General features: G+C 47.7%; 13 protein-coding genes. 9 read left to right on the top strand and 4 right to left on the bottom strand.

Annotation, left to right across the window (positions count from 1 at the left end; genetic code table 11):
* The first annotated feature begins 43 nt into the window (after nt 1-43).
* From WBG78_RS19160 to WBG78_RS19185, 6 genes are read left to right on the top strand one after another with little or no spacing between them, the layout of a single operon-like run.
* Nucleotides 44-886 (top strand): STAS domain-containing protein, encoded by an 843-nt coding sequence (locus WBG78_RS19160; RefSeq protein ID WP_337328474.1) that lies wholly within the window; start codon nt 44-46, stop codon nt 884-886.
* 21 nt (nt 887-907) lie between these two features.
* A complete protein-coding gene (locus tag WBG78_RS19165; protein ID WP_337328086.1) occupies nt 908-1,300 on the top strand; it encodes an STAS domain-containing protein in 393 nt (130 codons plus the stop codon).
* Nucleotides 1,281-1,694, top strand: coding sequence for an anti-sigma regulatory factor (locus WBG78_RS19170; protein ID WP_337328087.1), 414 nt, complete (start codon nt 1,281-1,283; stop codon nt 1,692-1,694). The genes WBG78_RS19165 and WBG78_RS19170 overlap by 20 nt, the downstream gene beginning before the upstream one ends.
* On the top strand, nt 1,687-2,694 hold the full coding sequence (locus WBG78_RS19175) for an ATP-binding protein (RefSeq protein ID WP_337328088.1): 1,008 nt from the start codon (nt 1,687-1,689) through the stop codon (nt 2,692-2,694). Before WBG78_RS19170 ends, WBG78_RS19175 begins: the two co-directional genes overlap by 8 nt.
* A gap of 1 nt (nt 2,695) precedes the next feature.
* On the top strand, nt 2,696-4,333 hold the full coding sequence (locus tag WBG78_RS19180) for an ATP-binding protein (RefSeq protein ID WP_337328089.1): 1,638 nt from the start codon (nt 2,696-2,698) through the stop codon (nt 4,331-4,333).
* Nucleotides 4,330-4,740 (top strand): response regulator, encoded by a 411-nt coding sequence (locus tag WBG78_RS19185; protein WP_337328090.1) that lies wholly within the window; start codon nt 4,330-4,332, stop codon nt 4,738-4,740. The genes WBG78_RS19180 and WBG78_RS19185 overlap by 4 nt, the downstream gene beginning before the upstream one ends.
* Nucleotides 4,741-4,820: 80 nt before the next feature.
* On the opposite strand, the gene WBG78_RS19190 is transcribed toward WBG78_RS19185, so the two are convergent.
* Nucleotides 4,821-5,414 (bottom strand): dihydrofolate reductase family protein, encoded by a 594-nt coding sequence (locus WBG78_RS19190; protein WP_337328091.1) that lies wholly within the window; start codon nt 5,412-5,414, stop codon nt 4,821-4,823.
* A gap of 267 nt (nt 5,415-5,681) precedes the next feature.
* Complete coding sequence (locus WBG78_RS19195) at nt 5,682-6,161, bottom strand: hypothetical protein (RefSeq protein ID WP_337328092.1); 480 nt, start codon at nt 6,159-6,161, stop codon at nt 5,682-5,684.
* Between the two features lie 212 nt (nt 6,162-6,373).
* Between WBG78_RS19195 and WBG78_RS19200 the strand changes: the two genes are divergently transcribed.
* From WBG78_RS19200 to WBG78_RS19210, 3 genes are all read left to right on the top strand, one after another.
* Nucleotides 6,374-7,726: an MFS transporter gene (locus tag WBG78_RS19200; RefSeq protein WP_337328093.1), complete on the top strand. Its 1,353-nt coding sequence runs from the start codon at nt 6,374-6,376 to the stop codon at nt 7,724-7,726.
* A 117-nt stretch (nt 7,727-7,843) separates the two neighbouring features.
* The gene (locus WBG78_RS19205) at nt 7,844-8,434 is read left to right on the top strand and encodes a Crp/Fnr family transcriptional regulator (RefSeq protein ID WP_337328094.1); all 591 of its coding nucleotides are present in this window, start codon (nt 7,844-7,846) and stop codon (nt 8,432-8,434) included.
* Between the two features lie 65 nt (nt 8,435-8,499).
* Entirely contained in the window at nt 8,500-8,940 is a 441-nt protein-coding gene (locus WBG78_RS19210) for a DoxX family protein (RefSeq protein ID WP_337328095.1), read from the top strand.
* Nucleotides 8,941-9,013: 73 nt separating this feature from the next.
* On the opposite strand, the gene WBG78_RS19215 is transcribed toward WBG78_RS19210, so the two are convergent.
* Complete coding sequence (locus WBG78_RS19215) at nt 9,014-10,807, bottom strand: hypothetical protein (RefSeq protein WP_337328096.1); 1,794 nt, start codon at nt 10,805-10,807, stop codon at nt 9,014-9,016.
* A 120-nt stretch (nt 10,808-10,927) separates the two neighbouring features.
* Entirely contained in the window at nt 10,928-16,333 is a 5,406-nt protein-coding gene (locus tag WBG78_RS19220; RefSeq protein ID WP_337328097.1) for a hypothetical protein, read from the bottom strand.
* Nucleotides 16,334-16,335: the final 2 nt, after the last annotated feature.

Consider the following 16,335-nt stretch of genomic DNA (forward strand, 5'->3'; position numbering starts at 1 on the left):
GGCTAATTTGCTAGAATTCAGAGCAATCAACCCAAACATTATCATGAAAAACGAGGCTATCAAGGTCTTCCAGAAGAGAAAAAAAAACATCCAGGAAACATGGATGAAGTTACAATTGAGCGATGAGTCACTAAGGGAGGACCTAATGACCAACGAAGACTTAAGACGCCAATCGGACGAATTGCTCACTGCGTTTGTAGAAGCGTTAGATGATAATAATATCGATGATCCCCGAAGCTCGAATTTCGATCCCGTCGTAGACATCCTTTCCGCGATTTCTATTTCCCGCGCTAAACAAGGCTATACACCTCGCGAAACTGGTTTCTATGTTTTCAGTCTCAAGGATGCCCTTTTGCATATCCTCCAGCAGGACATCAAAGATCCGCAGGAGTTGTACACGCAAAGTTTAAAAATCATCAAACTGATTGATAGCTTCGGTGTCACAACGTTTGAGACGTTCATCAAAGGAAGGGAAGAAGTTATCCTGCGTCAGACAGACGAGATTACAGAAATCTCAACTCCCGTTATAAAGGTGTGGGATGGAATCGTCGCTCTTCCCATCATTGGTACGCTCGACAGCGCCAGAACACAAGTTGTAATGGAAAGCCTCCTCCAACAGATCGTTGAAAGTTCCAGCTCCATCGCTATTCTCGATATTTCAGGTGTGCCTGCCGTTGACTCACTGGTAGCGCAGCACCTCCTGAAAACAGTAAGCGCCACGCGCCTGATGGGTGCAGAATGTATTATCAGTGGTATCCGTCCGGAGATCGCGCAGACTGTCGTTCACCTTGGAATTGATTTGTCTGGAATCATCACAAAAGCCTCCCTGGCAAGTGCATTGAAGACGGCATTTTCAATCCTTCATCTCCAGGTTATAAAGAAGTAGGTGTTTAACATTCAATAGCGTATGGACAAAATACCTATTCTCAGGATGGGGGACTTACTGTTGGTCACTATCCAGGTTGATTTATATGATCGGATAGCAGAAGCCCTCGAAGCGGACCTGGTGCAGATGATCAACAAGACGGGCGCCCAGGGAGTACTCATCGATATATCGGCAGTGAGTATCATAGACTCCTTCATGGGGAGAATCATTGGCAATATCGCGACTATGTCAAAAGTACTCGACGCCGAAACTGTTGTCGTCGGGATGCAGCCTGCTGTGGCAATTACCCTCGTGGAATTGGGATTGCCCCTTAATGGAGTGTTAACAGCCCTGAATGTTGAAAAGGGAATGACCTTGCTCAGAACCAAGATTGATATCAAATACAACGGTTCTGATGATGGTAACACTGAATAAGGAGTCGATGTCCGTAACGCGGGAGGTAGACGTCATTCCATTTCGAAACCGACTTAAGGAAATGGCTACCAAAATCGGCATGGGGCTGGTCAATCAAACGAAGTTGATCACTGCCGCCAGCGAGCTGTCACGTAACATGCTCAGGTATGCAAACGGTGGATTGATAACACTGGAGGTTGTGAGCAAGGGACGCGAAAACGGTATTCGCCTCACTTTCAAAGATGAAGGGCCTGGCATTGCCAACATAGAACAGGCAATGAAAGATGGATTTTCGACCGGAAAAAGTCTTGGATTAGGCTTGCCGGGAACCCGGAGACTGGTAAGTGATTTTCAAATCGATTCGAAAGTAGGCGTTGGAACAGTGGTGACGATTGTCAAATGGAAAAATGGTTAGTTATACAAGTTACCCCATTTCGGATCGAAGCTTCGTTGCTTATGCCAAACGTGAAATACACTTGCTTTCGTCGAAAGGACGATTCAATGAAAACCAGGTAGCAGAAATCGACATCATCGTATCAGAAATGTGCACTAATCTCATCAAGCATGGAGGCGGCGGTGAAATTCTGGTACGACTAATGCAACAGGATCAGGACGCTGATCTTTTTGAGATCATCTGCATAGACAACGGCAAAGGCTTCGATGATGCTGCCAAAGTGATGCGGGATGGATTCTCAACAACGCAGACTCTTGGCCATGGATTGGGATCCATCGCCCGACTTAGCGATACCTTTCAGATACTCTCCAGGCCTGATTGGGGAACGATATTATATTGCTGTAAACACTCGTCGCGCGTGAACGACTCCATAAAACGCAAAGTCGACATTAAAGCTGTCTGCGTGGCCAAGCACGGCGAGACAGTTTGCGGCGACGGCTACGAGTTGAAGGCAAAAGGATCCGCGATCCAGGTATTGTTTGGCGACGGTCTAGGCCACGGTCCCATGGCACATGAAGCAGTGACGGAGGCTTGTTCGATATTCAGGAATACGCACACTGACGATCCTGCAGAAATGATTCGGGAGATGCATCGCGAACTGCGAAAGTCCCGCGGCCTCGTCTGCAGCATCGCAAGTCTTGATTTAAAGAAGAATGAGTGGACGGTCTGCGGTGTTGGAAATATTATGTCGCGAATATATTCGGGAATAACCTATAAGAACTATATGTCCTACAACGGCGTTGTTGGGATGAATATTCCAAAAAGTTTAAACAACTCAATTGTTCCGGCAGAAAAAAACCAACGCCTGATCATGTGTTCAGATGGCATACGGTCGGGTTGGGACTTGTCCAAATATCCGGCCATACTCAGATACGACAACGCAGTGATAGCGGCGTCAATTCACAAAGACTACAGTCGTAAAACTGACGATACTTCGGTGTTGGTCGCAAGCATTTTGTAAGATGAAAGAAATTGTGTCCCTACGACTGGATAACGAAATGGATCTGATGCTCGCTAACAAGCGGGCGATGAAGATGTGTGAATTAACAGGTATGACAATCATCCCTCAGACCACAATAGCCACAGCGATATCAGAAGTTGCACGGGGCGCGATCGAACATGGCAAACAGGCGGAGTTGATACTTGCCATTGATCAGGAATCAAACAGAAAATATCTCAAGGCGATTGTTCGCGATTCAGTCGACTTCATCTCTAAAAGTTCCGAATCCATGGCTTACGCGCGCAAGCTGAGCCACGATATGGAGATCATTAAAATGCCGCCCGCTTATCGCGTTATCCTCAAGTACCCGTTAGCGTTCGGAGGAACGTTTACTGATCTGCGGATAAAATCCTTCGTCGAATACTTTAAGAACGAGCCGCCTTTGTCTGCCTATGATGAGTTGAAGAAGAAGAATCTACTTCTTCACGAACTATCAGAACAATTACGGCTAAGTGAGCATCAATACAAGAACCTGTCAGACACGCTTCCTGTGATGATGTTCAGCACCAATGAATGGGGCGTTATCAACTTTACAAACCGCTGGTTGAAAGAGTTTCTGGGCGAGATACCCAGAGACCTTTCTTACATTTCATGGGAACAGTTTCTCCACGAAAAGGACTATGACAGGTTTGCCACGGAGTTTGAAAATGTCTTACAGCGTAAAGCAGGCACCGAAGGTCAGTTTAGATTTAAGCACAAGAACGGCCAGTATTTTTGGCACCTGATTTCCATCGTTCCTAATAAGAACGAAAAAGGTCAGTCTACAAGCTGGACTGGATTCATCGTCAATGTACACGATCAGAAAGTCGCCGAGGAAACGGCACGCCGCAATGAACAGCTGCAGCAGGCGCAGAAACAACTCTACAGGAATCAGGAAGACCTTGAGCGAAGGATCATCGACCTTAACAGGAGTAACTATGAGCTGGAGCAGTTTGCTCACATTGCTTCTCATGACCTTCAGGAGCCACTTCGCAAAATCTTCTTCAACTCCGACGTCTTACAGAAGAAGCACGCAGCCTCTCTTGATCAAAACGCTCAACGCATGCTGCATGGCATGACTGCCGCTGCGGGCAGAATGAAGGAGTTGATCAACGATCTACTCTCTTATTCACAGCTCAATCAGCAAACGCTGATCATGGAGAATGTCAACCTGAACGAAGTCATTGATTCTGTATTGAAAGACTTCGAGCTTACCATTGCTGATAAGTCTGCCACGATAAATGTAGGTCAGCTTCCGCTCATCGTAGGGAATGTTAACCGGATAAGACAGCTGTTTGCGAACCTGATCTCCAATTCTCTGAAATATGTGAAGACAGAAACAGCACCTGTCATCGACATCAGTGCCGAAACATCAAACGGTAGTGTGTCGGTGCGCGTGCGTGATAATGGCATAGGGTTCGATGCAGAGTATAAAGAGAAGATCTTTGGTCTGTTTGAACGCCTCCACACGCGTAACGAGTTTCCCGGCACAGGTATAGGTCTGGCAATATGCAAGCGGATCGTGGAGATGCATAACGGTACCATTGCAGCTGACTCCATCCCTGGAGAATATGCAGACTTTGAAGTTACTTTACCAGTTGAACCCAGCGCACAGGTATGAACGAGTCTAATTCGCCAATGATCCTTGTGGCCGACGACGACGTCGAAGACCAGGAGATGCTCATGGAGTATTTTCTGGGTGGCGGCCTGGATCGGAAAGATGTCACCTTTGTTACCAATGGGCGCGCGGCTATAGAATATCTTCAGCGACACGACACCTTGCCGAAGCTGGTTGTCCTTGATCTCAAAATGCCCATCATGGATGGACAATCAACACTCCTCCACATCAAAAGCGAAGAGAAATTCAAACGCATTCCGGTGGTGATGTATTCAACGTCATCCAACGAGCAGGATAGGCGCAAGTGCCTGGTGAATGGGGCGCTGGAATATTTTGTAAAGCCCTCGAGCTATGATGAAGGCGAAATGATGGCCAACAGACTGATAGAATTTTTGCAACGACAGGTATAAGATTGCTCCACAATCTTTATTTGTTGACAATTTCCTTAGCAGGTACTACTTAATTGGATGGGCGGCGCTTTCTTTTGAATCTATGAACCCACGACTCCTGTTCTGACTTCTCCATTTCTTTGGTAGTTCGCCAGTATCACGCCGCTCTTTGTTACCGTGGTCTCAATCAGCTTAAAAGCGACCGGGATTGTCCCTGCTTCAAACAGCTTTTTACCTCTACCCAAAGTAACCGGATGGATCTTGAGCCACAATTCATCCACGATATCATTCTCAAGTAGCAGCTGAATCAGTTTACCACTACCGTGAACCTGAATGTCAGATCCCTCTGTATCTCTGAGTTTAATAATAGCAGACAAGTCTTTTAGAAACACCGTATTCCTCCAATCAGATTTGTCCTTTGTATTTGACAAAACATACTTGGTAACAGAGTTGATACCGCGCCATTCATTCTCACGCTGCGGCCAGTACGCAGCAAAGATCTCAAATGTCTTTCGTCCCAGGAGAAGATCCGCTGGTTGCAATTGTCTCTGAAGGACCTCAACATAAACGTCGTCAAAAAACGGAGCAACCCAACCTCCGTATCGAAAATTACCTGATGTATCTTCATCCGGCATCCCCGGAGCCTGCATGACCCCGTCCAGTGTAATCATAGACAGAACAATGATCTTTCTCATACAACTAAGTTAAATTAGTTACTAAGATTCATCAGTCTTCAATGATGGTTGAATACAATGAATCACGAAAGACGCCCAGCAATTATTATGCGAATGTTTTACCGGTTTACCCGCGAGCTTCAATATTTCGTCCGCCATTAAACCCTTCTGAATACTAACCTCTTTCCGTCGGCCCCGGCAAGGCTCAATTTGGATGCTTCTTCCTGAATATCCATACAAACAACGGCAGTAATACTTCGTAATCGTCCTGCAACGGCAGGCGATCATCTATTCAATCACCAGAACACCTTCGGTTTCAAACTCCTCCAGGTTGTCCATTTTGAATTTGTCTTCGCAGGAAGGTCTGACCTTATGAAACTTCACCACACAATCACCATACGTATCAATTTCATGTCCGGCGTAAACTGTTTCACTGAAGGAAACTGTAACCCTAAAGTCGCTGCTATACTGCTGCGTTAATCTGTTGTAGATTTGCTTGCCCAGCTCGAGCCCGACCTTCAAATACTCGAATTCCTCCGAGGGTTCAGAGATATAGTCGCTGATATGGATGGCATTAATAAATTCTTCATATTCAGTCCTTCGAAGGTCAGAGTCGAGTTGTCCTGGCTCAGAATATTGAAAGTCCTTTACCAGTACGCAGCCCTGTTCTTCGGCAATGCCAGAGTCGACAAGCTCTTTCAACTCATCGGGCAATGTCACTGATTGTTGCTTAAAGTCATGATCCCTTTCCCCGAGCGTCTGACTCATTATTTTGTTAGTACGAATGTTCATCTTAGTGTGCCCTCCGGGCAAACACAAAAGTAGAATTATCGCTGTAATTTCTTAGTTGTTGTCGGGCATCTTGTGATGTTTTTTAACCGCTTGCCACCGTTTGAATCCGGGTCAATACTGACACCCGTAGTAGCGAACATTTTACTTTTTAGATTACATTAGCAATACCCCAAAAGCGCCTCCAGCCAATGAACGATCTTAAAGCGCGCATGCGCGTGATCATAACCGCATCCGCAACGGGAACTCTGCTGGAGTGGTACGACCTGTTCCTCGCCGTCATTCTCGCACGTACTCTGAGCAGGAGCTTCTTCCCGGACAACGACGCCACCGCCTTTCTCGAAACACTGGCTATCGTCGCCTCATCATTCTTCATTCGTCCTATTGGCTCCCTTATCTTCGGTTCCATCGGCGATAGAACCGGTCGCAAGCGTTCGTTCCTCCTCAGCTTGCTGCTGATGGGTTCCGCCACGTTTCTTATTGGCCTGATTCCCAACTATAGCACTATTGGCTGGTTGGCTCCCATCTTTTTACTTATTCTCCGTCTGGTTCAGGGCTTCGCTTTAAGTGGCGAATACGCTGGGGCGATCATTTATACCTGCGAACACGCGCCACCCCATAAAAGAGGCTACTATACCGGCTTTACACAAGCCACTGTTCCAGTAGGACTACTGCTGTGTCTTTTGGTGGTAATACTGGTTCAGTCCTCGATGAGTCCGGAAGAATTTGCCGATTGGGGCATGCGGATACCCTTCCTTTCAAGTGCGCTGCTTGTGCTGTTCGCGTACCTCGTCCGGCGACGGATCGAGGAGACTCCATACTTCCTGAATTTAAAAGGGTCAGGGAATATTGCGAAGTCTCCTGTAAAGGAAGTACTAGTTGATCGCGCCAAGCTGAAGGTGATGCTCAAGATCATCTTCGGTGGTAACGCCGCCCAAAGTGCTATCATGCACACGTCTCAGTTCGTCACTTTGTATTTCCTCCAACGCACTGTTCATATCCATGAGTCCACGACTTACATCATACTCGCAACGGCCCTGCTGGGCGGCGCTCCGTTGTATCAACTAGCCGGAAAGTGGAGCGACACCTTTGGAAGAAAGAAGCTCATCGTCTATGGGATGGTTCTCGCCTTTGTATCAATACCCGTTTCCTTTTATTTATTCCTCAAGCTGGGTAACCCTGATGGACTAACAACTCCACATGATATCGGACTCTCGCTTACTGTATTTTTCATCCTTCTCGTGTTTGTCAATACTTTCGCCAGCGCATTAGTATATGGACCGATGGGCGCGTTTGTTCTCGAATACTTTCAGGGACGAACCCGTTATACTGCGATGGGATTCACTCATAACATCGGCAATGGTTTAATTGGAGGTGCGACACCATTGGTTACAGAGTTCCTGAGGACTGCGCTTTCAGTCAGCGCTCCATTTGCCCCCTTCGTAGGACTGTTGTATCCGATGTGTCTGATTGCTGTAGGGCTGATCGTTAATCCGCTTCTTGACAACGCAGAAGGCCAGACGGAATTAAGAATTAAGAATTAAGAGTTAAGAATTTGCTAGCACGACCTTCGGTCGTGGAAACGAATTCTTAATTCTTTGTACCTTCCCTCCCTTATCTGCCGGAGCGATATTTGCAATCCATTCATATCCCGCGATCAAATGAATTTTGAAAGCATAGTTCAAAACGTTGCACGTCACATTGATTTAACTACCGATGAGATCAAATGGTTTACTTCCATTCTCGAACAAAAGACATTCAGGAAAAAGGAATATGCGTTGCGCGCCAACGAGGTCTGCCGCTTTCAAACCTACGTGGTTAAAGGTTGTCTCAAGATCACGTTCACGGATAAAGACGGTACTGAGAATGTGGCCAAGTTTGCCATCGAAGACTGGTGGGCATTCGATCTGCAAAGTTTCATGACACAAACGCCAGCACTCTATTCCATCCAGGCCATTGAAGAGACTGAGAGTTTTCAGATCAGTCGCAGCAACTACGACCTACTTCACGAGAGCATTCCTAAGTTCGAAAAGTTCTCGCGCATCATGTTTCAGAACTCATACATCCAGCTGCAGAGCCGTATGACACAAAACCTCTTCGCTACGGGTGAAGAAAAGTACTCGCATTTCAATGAGAAATATCCAGGACTGGAACTGCGCATTCCTCAAAAGGAAATTGCGGCCTACCTCGGCATCACACCTGAGTTCCTCAGCATGCTAAGGAAGAAAAGAACGATAAAGGCGATTTCTTAAACTACTTTAATCCTATCCGTTAAAGTATTCCGCTGTTTTGAACTGCAAAACAAAACATGAATACAATGAAACAACTCCTGTTTTACACCGGAAATGAATGGATGGGACTGGTAATACGGCTAACGGTAGCCCTGGTGATGCTGCCTCATGGCTGTCAGAAAATGTTCGGATGGTTCGGTGGCTACGGCTATAAAGCTACGATGGATTTCTTCATCAACTCAATGAAGCTTCCATGGACAGTGTCAGTCCTCATCATAATAATTGAATTCTTCGGACCAATAGGTTTAGTGGTAGGGTTCGCCAGTAAGATCTGGGCTGCTGCATTGATAACGATCATGATTGGTGCGATAGTCACGACCAATTTGAAGAACGGCTTCTTCATGAACTGGTTTGGCAATCAGTCAGGCGAAGGGTACGAGTATCATTTACTGGTAATTGGAATTTGTCTGGCGATCATCATGAATGGAAGCGGAAGACTTTCGATAGACGGCCTACTGTTGCAATAGTTGCCTGGTCGTGAACTTCCGTTAGCACCAGCATGTGGAGCAATTGCTTTGGCACGAACTTCGACACAAGAAGCTACTTCGTCACAAAATCAAACTTGAAGTTTCCGTCTATCTCTCCCACACCCAATGACTTCTTGCGGGCGAGCCAGGTGTGCGTCTGTCCGTTAAGGCCGCGTACGCGCTTCCAAACGAGACTTAGCGCCATGCCGCTGCGGGGGACCTCCTCTTCAAAAAGGAACAACGGCTCAGGTCGGCGCGCATCGTTCTTTCCCATATGGCCTAATAGTGTGGTCCGTGGACGTATCCTAACCGGAGCAAAATCATCGCCAACCCTTGGGATAGCTGCACGCTGCAGCACCACAATTCTCTTACTGAACGCCGGCGACTGGTCAGCAACTGACATGGCTATGAATGGAATTCTGTTTTCCGCCATCAGCGTTCCCGCCTTATAGATCCATCCCTCTACCGCAGGAGCTCCGTTATTAGGCACAACGGTTTGATTACTCAACGATTTGACAAACTCTGTTGTTTTCTTTGCCAGACTTTCACCGTCACGGCCTCCGCCGTAGGGACTCATCACTATCTCTTCGACGCCCCAAACCATGTTGGCCATCTCGTCACGCATAAATGTAACCTTCTCAACCGGCGGCCCTTCGCTGATAAACGAGGATGTATTGGCGAGAAACAACCACCGACTACCCGATACCTTTGTGAGCGGTGTTTGAAAGAAAGCAAAATCATTGTCGGGCGTGATCTCCTGCATGTGCGTCTCCTGGCCAAAAGTGTCCGTCACAACGATGCTGTTAATGCGGCACATATTGCCTCCGCGAAATTGCACCGGAGCTGTCAGCCAATCGTTACCATACACGAGCCCAAATTCCGCAAAGATCATTTTGTTCAACTCGGTCGATGATGACTTGATATCTCCAAAGTCTACCGTAGCATCCTCCATTTCCCATAGCCGTACCGATGGCATGCCCCTGAAACGCACGCCCGACGGAATAACGGTACTGGTATTCGCCGTTCTCTTATCAGCGATGTTAGTCGCTGGCATTGGCGGATTGGATGCTGGCTTCGCCTGAAATCCATGCCACTCAAACCCATCTCCAAAGTATTCTTCCTGAGCAACAACCTTCGGCTGTCCCGATTCATCAATGAATGCAAGTTGTGGCTGATACTCCATGTGCTGCGGGTGCCAGCTGTTTCCATTTGCCTGCTGTCCGTAAACCCGGTTGTACCACTCAACAAATTCAGTACCCGCCTTATTCACCTGATCATTTGACTGCGAGAGAAATGAAGATGCCGCATTGCCGGAAGTGATCGCTCTGATCAGCAGGTAACCATCAATAGCCTTTCCGCTACTCAGTGAATCGATAAGCAACAAGTTCTCCTGATCGCTGTAATACGATGCGAGTTGAAACTTAGTGATCCGCGCATCGTCAGCGGGTAAGTCGCGTGTAAACTGCAAACGCGTACTGTTCCTCAGTTGCGTGATCACCGTCGATGCCGTCGCAGCAGGCAAACGCTTCATCAGTATTCGTTCGAAGTGACGGCCCATCTCAAGGCGCGTGGCCACATCAGGAAGGAACGCCTCATGTTCGATCTCCTTTTCAAATGGAACGCTGGTTACATCAAAGCTTCGCATCTGACCTGAAGAAGATCCAATCCCACTAACCTGCGATTGCTCTGAAGTAATATTGGCAAACGCAGCTGTGCCGGCATCCTCACCTTCAAATTCTCCGAACTGCCACTGTCTGGTAAGCATCCATAAGGCATCGCGGATTTCAAAGCGCAATGCATTGTCGAGTTGATTCTCATTTCTCAATGAACTCTCCAGCCGGTTCCACATGATCACTGATGCTTCCATAATTCAGAGATGATTACAATTAGAGATGATTACAATTAGAGACGACTACAATTAAAGACACTTACAATTAGATATACCTACAATTAGATACGCCTACAAGGATGCGGATTACAATTCGAGCTAATTATTGATCCTCGTAAAACCACCTGTTATTACTCCTCCATGAAATACACCCCCATGAAGAACACCGCCGCCAGTGCCGCCCACATCGGTAACAACAGGTTTGATCATAGGACCCGCCATCCTGAAGTCCAGTGTCGGAATATTGTTCTTGCTGTCAATGGGAGTAACGATGGCGGGCAGAAACTGACTCAGCCATGTGCTTTGAATCAACTCACCGTCTACTGCACGCTTCTTTGCCAGTGTCATTGTACTCAACACGCCATCCACGATGGATGGCCAGTCCCACGCACCCTTAATCTCAGGTGCCACCATCAATAGCATGCACTGTGGAGCTTCGGCATTGGACTGATTGTACTTGATTGAAATGCCGGCTTGCACGTTCTCAAGCGGGACCTTCTCGCGCCAGTCGTCCAGCAGCAAACCGGAAATGCTTTCGTTAAGATTGAGTGGACCACTAAACTCGTATACCATAGACAAGACTTGTGATGATGGCTCAAAGTTCTGTGGGAATGGCACACCGATCCAGTGACTTGAAGTGCCAGCTTTGAACGGCAGCTGCAATGCCTGTAACTTTCGACTGGCTGATGGTGTCGGATACACGCTCCGAAGGTTACTCAAAGTCTGATACTTTCTAACGTTCTCTCTCACCATCGAAAGACCCTGGATCCATTCCTCCATTCCAAATTCTCCAATGGAAGCAGTCAACGACGCGTCGTTATACGTTCCGGATATCGCGTTCTTCTCAGGCAATGCAAACACAGGAAGCGTGATGAAACTCTCTCCAGCAAACCTGCGGGCAAGGGCTGTCAGTTCATCAAACAACTGTTCACCGTTCAAAGTTGTATTTGCATTCAAACCTGCCAATGCCGCACTGCTCTGAGTGGATCGATTTTTAATCTGGTTGATGAGCTGATTTGTTTGATCGATCAGGATCAGGGCATTCACCTTATTGCATATGTTTGGACAACGTGGCAGCGCGTCCCAGAGGCCGCAGAAATAAGCCTGAGGTATAGCACGAATCAATTGACTGAACGACTGTTCAGAAACAGCAGATGGAGGATCTGCCGGAATGTTCAGCTCGAGTGCCTGCTTTGCATCACTCAGTTTCTTCCCGAGAACAGCCAACGGACCGCTGGCAGTATTATCGGCGTACTTTGTGCAAGCAATCTTCAATGCATTGTTGTTGTAAAGCGTAGCAGTGTTTTCCGTCTTATTGTCCGTATTTAAAATGAAATCTCCCGGGCGCATAGGCCTGCTTCTCTCGAGCAGTGCACTGATACTGTTGATGAGTGGAAGCAGTTCCCTTATAGAAAACTCGCCCGCCTTAAAAGCCGCATCGCGTTCGAATGATGCCCCAACGGGAACCTTACCCGCCGCATCGGGATGTTTTCCTGCGACTTCAATGCTCCACCAGGTAAGCAACGTATCCTGTGCACGTCCGGCTGTCTTGCTCAGCAGGTAATAAAAATCAATTGGCTGAATTCCCAGGCTGGCGACGTTAACAGAGATCACGACTTCATCCGAAAAATTAACCCTGATAATAATCCTGTCTGGCGACGGCAGATGATCCGCAAGCCAGCGATTGAGCACAGGTGAGAGTTCTGTGAAAACAGAAGGCGTACCACCAGCGCCCCAACCTGCGACCGTATTGTTCGGTGTGTTAAGTACAAGCCCAAACCGGAACGACAGCAACCTCGAATCACCGGGAACATCAACTACTTCCGGTAACGATATGTCGGAACCTTCTCCAACCATTCGCAATGCAGCGGCAGCTCTTTCAGGACTTCCCTTGACCGTCTGATAAAACGTCTCCGCCAATACAAGGTCACTGACCGCATCAAATTGTTCAGCACACTCATTAATGATCTTTATAAAGCTATTTGCCGCAGTAGTATTTCCAAAACTGGCAACTGTGTCTGTAAATTTCTGCGTTGCCGGCTGTGAGGCCTTCGTTATCGCAAGCCCGTCAAGCACCAGGGAAAGGTTGTGAACTTTCTGTTGCTCACCAATGTGCTGATCGTCGTCCCATTCGTTAAGCTCTATCTGCAAGGGGAAAGCCTTTCTTAATGCCGGAATAAACTGGGGAAGATCCGGCACTTCGTACATGCTGCGCTCAATGAAGTATCCCAATTGTTCATTCAACGAGTGCCCGGATTTCATGCCCTTCAGGAGGCGCATAGCCTTATCGGTACGCTGAACGCTCAGGTTCACAGCGAGTGACTTTGAATCTGCCCCCTGAGAACCTGCATAGTGCTCATAGCCAGCGCGTAGAATGGCTGCCGTCGCTGCGTGCTCCAGTGATGGCGTTAGCATAAATCCGGCCTCACTGATCGGAGCGTTTGAAGGCACCACTACTATTATACCGGTACGGCTATCCACTGCAAGCTTCGTATCCGGATCACTGCCCAGATACGCAAAGATTTGCTTCCTCACCGCAGGCAACTGGTCCGCCGTAAATCCCGACAGGTCTACGAGTGGTAAAACATATCGGTTCGGCAAACTCTCCTGCACGCGCTCTATTTGTGGCGCAGTAATTTCCTTCACTTCAACCCATGGATTAGTTCCCGGCTTGACTGACTCAAGGTATCCAAAGGCACCCACGGTAAGACCTGTTTCAAAGCCCGGCTTCTTTCGATTGTTGAATAACCTCTCGAGAACAAGTCCCTGCATCCAACTGTCTAAACGAAAACTGCACAGGTCAACGTGCTCACTGAAAATTCTTTCCAGACGTTCCGGTGGCAACGTTGTAAGAGATGTGATAGCTTTTATAGTATCCTGTAAATTCTTAACCGGACTGTCGTTGGGAAGGTTCGTTGCGAGCAGTTGCTGAATCCTGGCGTCCACTCTTGTTTGATCGGGAAGCACCTGCTCCAGGAATGTCCACTTACTCTTTCGCGTAGTGAAGCCGCCATTGATATTACTTGCAGCAAGTAAGGCAAGATGTTCGGTGGAAAGATCATTACCCGCATTGATATACTCTGTTTCAAAATCAAGTTTGGCCAGGGGACTTATAGATGCATCCTCCTTCCGAAGCACTGCTGTTGCTGCTTCTATCCATGCTTGCAACAAAGCAAAGCGTGCGGTCTCAAATACAAGTGTAGAGGACCTGCGGGTAACAAAATCGCTGAAGCCCGGAGCAAGATCTCTGTTCCTAAGCTGGTCAACCGTGCGATCGAGTAAGAATGAAAGATAATTTCTTCCCCGCTCATTGAACTGCTTCGGATCTTTGGCTATGTCCGTCGGAAGATCCGTTAGCTTGTAGTTATCATCATCAAAGAATCTTCCAAGCATGCGCGGAATCTGAGCCAGTGGTTCCTGCCATGCGTCAGCACTTTCAAGCCTTGTCTTGTATGCACTGGGCGTAGTTCTTATGCCGACCTTGTCCGTGTTCAACGGCATCGAGAAGGCATTGATGTTCCACAGCAGATATTCACCTGCAACGAGCCGGCGAAAAAATCTGGTAGAACTCGCCTGCATCGCCATTATCTCACGGAAGTCATTCTTCAACAACTGCGGATCGGTATATGCAAATACTTTCTTGATGGTCTTGACCTGCGCCGAGAGTCTCTCCCACTGGCCATCCAGTTTGCTCAACAATCTGACGAGCCTGTTCTCAGACTGACTTGCAGTCGCACCTGCCTTCCATGATGACCAGTTCGTAGCAGGAACAATTCCATATGGCTGCTTGCCTATACGAAATGATGGAAGAAGTCCCCTGCCGGTTACGAAATTCTGAAAGAACGATTTTACATGAGCACGATCTTCGTCCGTCACATTCGGACGCATGTGGTTCTCAAGATAGTAACCCAGTGTGGCAGGCCACAACGCTCTGTTGAGCATCAACGCTTCCTGCCCTTCGAAGCCATCACTGTTGGGAGTTGTCCTGAACAAGTCAGCATTAAGACCAAGCGCCAAAGCCAGTCGCTTTCCATCTGTGTTGACATCATCAGTCTTCTTTTTGAATTCCACATCAAATGACGATTCATCAGAAAGTCCGCCGGGTCTGAATCCCGAAGCTTGTCCGGGTAAATTATTGGTAGACGTTCCATGTGGCAGTAATGCCATTCCCTCGGACTTGTACTGATGATTGATAAAAAGTGAACTGAGATTCTGACTTCCCTGCAATGCATCAGCACCAGACTTTAATCCCACCACCACTAATTTTGAGATGCCCGATGTCGATTCCTGGCGTGACAGCGGTACGCGGATTGCGAGTCCCATTTTCTCGGCCTCTTTCAAATCTGTTAACCATCGTAAGGCAGCTGGCAGTTGCAGTACCCGACCCTGCTCTGTGAATGCCTGTTCATCCTGTTCGTCGGGATCGAATCCCATCTGAACATAATCTGGCACAGGTCCGCCAATGACTTCGCGCGGAGGGAGATTGACATCTTCAAAGAACAACTTTACCACGAAGTGTTCGGGTAGCATGTCCGTTGATGGTGGCATCGTCCAGCTGTCGGACTTCAGGCCGGGATTTGGAAACTTGTTATCGGGAATGGTTACGAGATTGTTTGGCAACTGATCCGGGAACTCGGCAGGCTTCATGATCCTGGCGATCCAGCTCGCACGATGAGGCAATGCCACGGATCGCAGATCTCTCCACGCACTCAATTGCTGCTCTCTCTTTGTTGCTTCGTTTCCACCCGTGCGCGCTGCTCTTTCTGCATTCCACATGGACTGCCAGAAAACCTTAGCTGCCTCCATTTCCGATTCTGTGAGCGCAGGCTCATGAGATTGAAGAAAAAGATCATCCGGAAATATGCGGACCCACAACTCGAATTCATCCTCCACCCTAACCAGACGTTCTACCGGAACTCTTACTCTGGGATCAATCTGATTCAGTTCATGGATAACACGGTTAATGCCAACCTGGCGCGAATTGGAAAGTATGAATGCTGGAAATGCCTTCATGCGCAACGGCTCACCTGGTGGCCGAAGGTCCTGAAGAAAAACTCTTCTCAGTTGCTGCTGCGCGTTAGGCAGAAGATTGTTTACATCAACTAATACATTCGCGTTAAGATTTCGGGTGATGTGCTTGATCGTGCGGAAGCGAGTCTGAATCTTCAAAGGCATCAACAAGATTGGTCTTGAATCATCAATGTTGCCAACGGTAAGGTTAACGGTTCCCAGGGCATTAAATGCTTCGCGCGAAACCTGTAATGCCTGCTTTGCACTATTGAGAGCAGCAGACAAATTCGTCACTTTCTTTTTTATCTCCACTTCCTGACCGAGCAACACATGCCCTGCAGGTAAAGAAGCAAGCGAAGCAGCCTTCAGAAATTCCTCGACTTTAGTTTCCCACAAGTGATATTCCTGCCGCGCAAGATAATCAGCAGCTGATGCCTGCCTGAACACAAGTTTCGACTGCATGTATTGCTTCTGTGTTTCCTTATAGTCCGCCATAA

This window comes from Chryseolinea sp. T2 (genome assembly GCF_037203685.1).
Taxonomy (GTDB): Bacteria; Bacteroidota; Bacteroidia; order Cytophagales; family Cyclobacteriaceae; genus Chryseolinea.

What these genes read in the sequence shown, in the direction of transcription:
- WBG78_RS19160 (WP_337328474.1), top strand. Translation starts at nt 44, where the DNA reads ATGAAAAACGAGGCTATCAAGGTCTTCCAGAAGAGAAAAAAAAACATC.
- WBG78_RS19165 (WP_337328086.1), top strand. Translation starts at nt 908, where the DNA reads ATGGACAAAATACCTATTCTCAGGATGGGGGACTTACTGTTGGTCACT.
- WBG78_RS19170 (WP_337328087.1), top strand. Translation starts at nt 1,281, where the DNA reads ATGATGGTAACACTGAATAAGGAGTCGATGTCCGTAACGCGGGAGGTA.
- WBG78_RS19175 (WP_337328088.1), top strand. Translation starts at nt 1,687, where the DNA reads ATGGTTAGTTATACAAGTTACCCCATTTCGGATCGAAGCTTCGTTGCT.
- WBG78_RS19180 (WP_337328089.1), top strand. Translation starts at nt 2,696, where the DNA reads ATGAAAGAAATTGTGTCCCTACGACTGGATAACGAAATGGATCTGATG.
- WBG78_RS19185 (WP_337328090.1), top strand. Translation starts at nt 4,330, where the DNA reads ATGAACGAGTCTAATTCGCCAATGATCCTTGTGGCCGACGACGACGTC.
- WBG78_RS19190 (WP_337328091.1), bottom strand. Translation starts at nt 5,414, where the DNA reads ATGAGAAAGATCATTGTTCTGTCTATGATTACACTGGACGGGGTCATG.
- WBG78_RS19195 (WP_337328092.1), bottom strand. Translation starts at nt 6,161, where the DNA reads ATGAGTCAGACGCTCGGGGAAAGGGATCATGACTTTAAGCAACAATCA.
- WBG78_RS19200 (WP_337328093.1), top strand. Translation starts at nt 6,374, where the DNA reads ATGAACGATCTTAAAGCGCGCATGCGCGTGATCATAACCGCATCCGCA.
- WBG78_RS19205 (WP_337328094.1), top strand. Translation starts at nt 7,844, where the DNA reads ATGAATTTTGAAAGCATAGTTCAAAACGTTGCACGTCACATTGATTTA.
- WBG78_RS19210 (WP_337328095.1), top strand. Translation starts at nt 8,500, where the DNA reads ATGAAACAACTCCTGTTTTACACCGGAAATGAATGGATGGGACTGGTA.
- WBG78_RS19215 (WP_337328096.1), bottom strand. Translation starts at nt 10,807, where the DNA reads ATGGAAGCATCAGTGATCATGTGGAACCGGCTGGAGAGTTCATTGAGA.
- WBG78_RS19220 (WP_337328097.1), bottom strand. Translation starts at nt 16,333, where the DNA reads ATGGCGGACTATAAGGAAACACAGAAGCAATACATGCAGTCGAAACTT.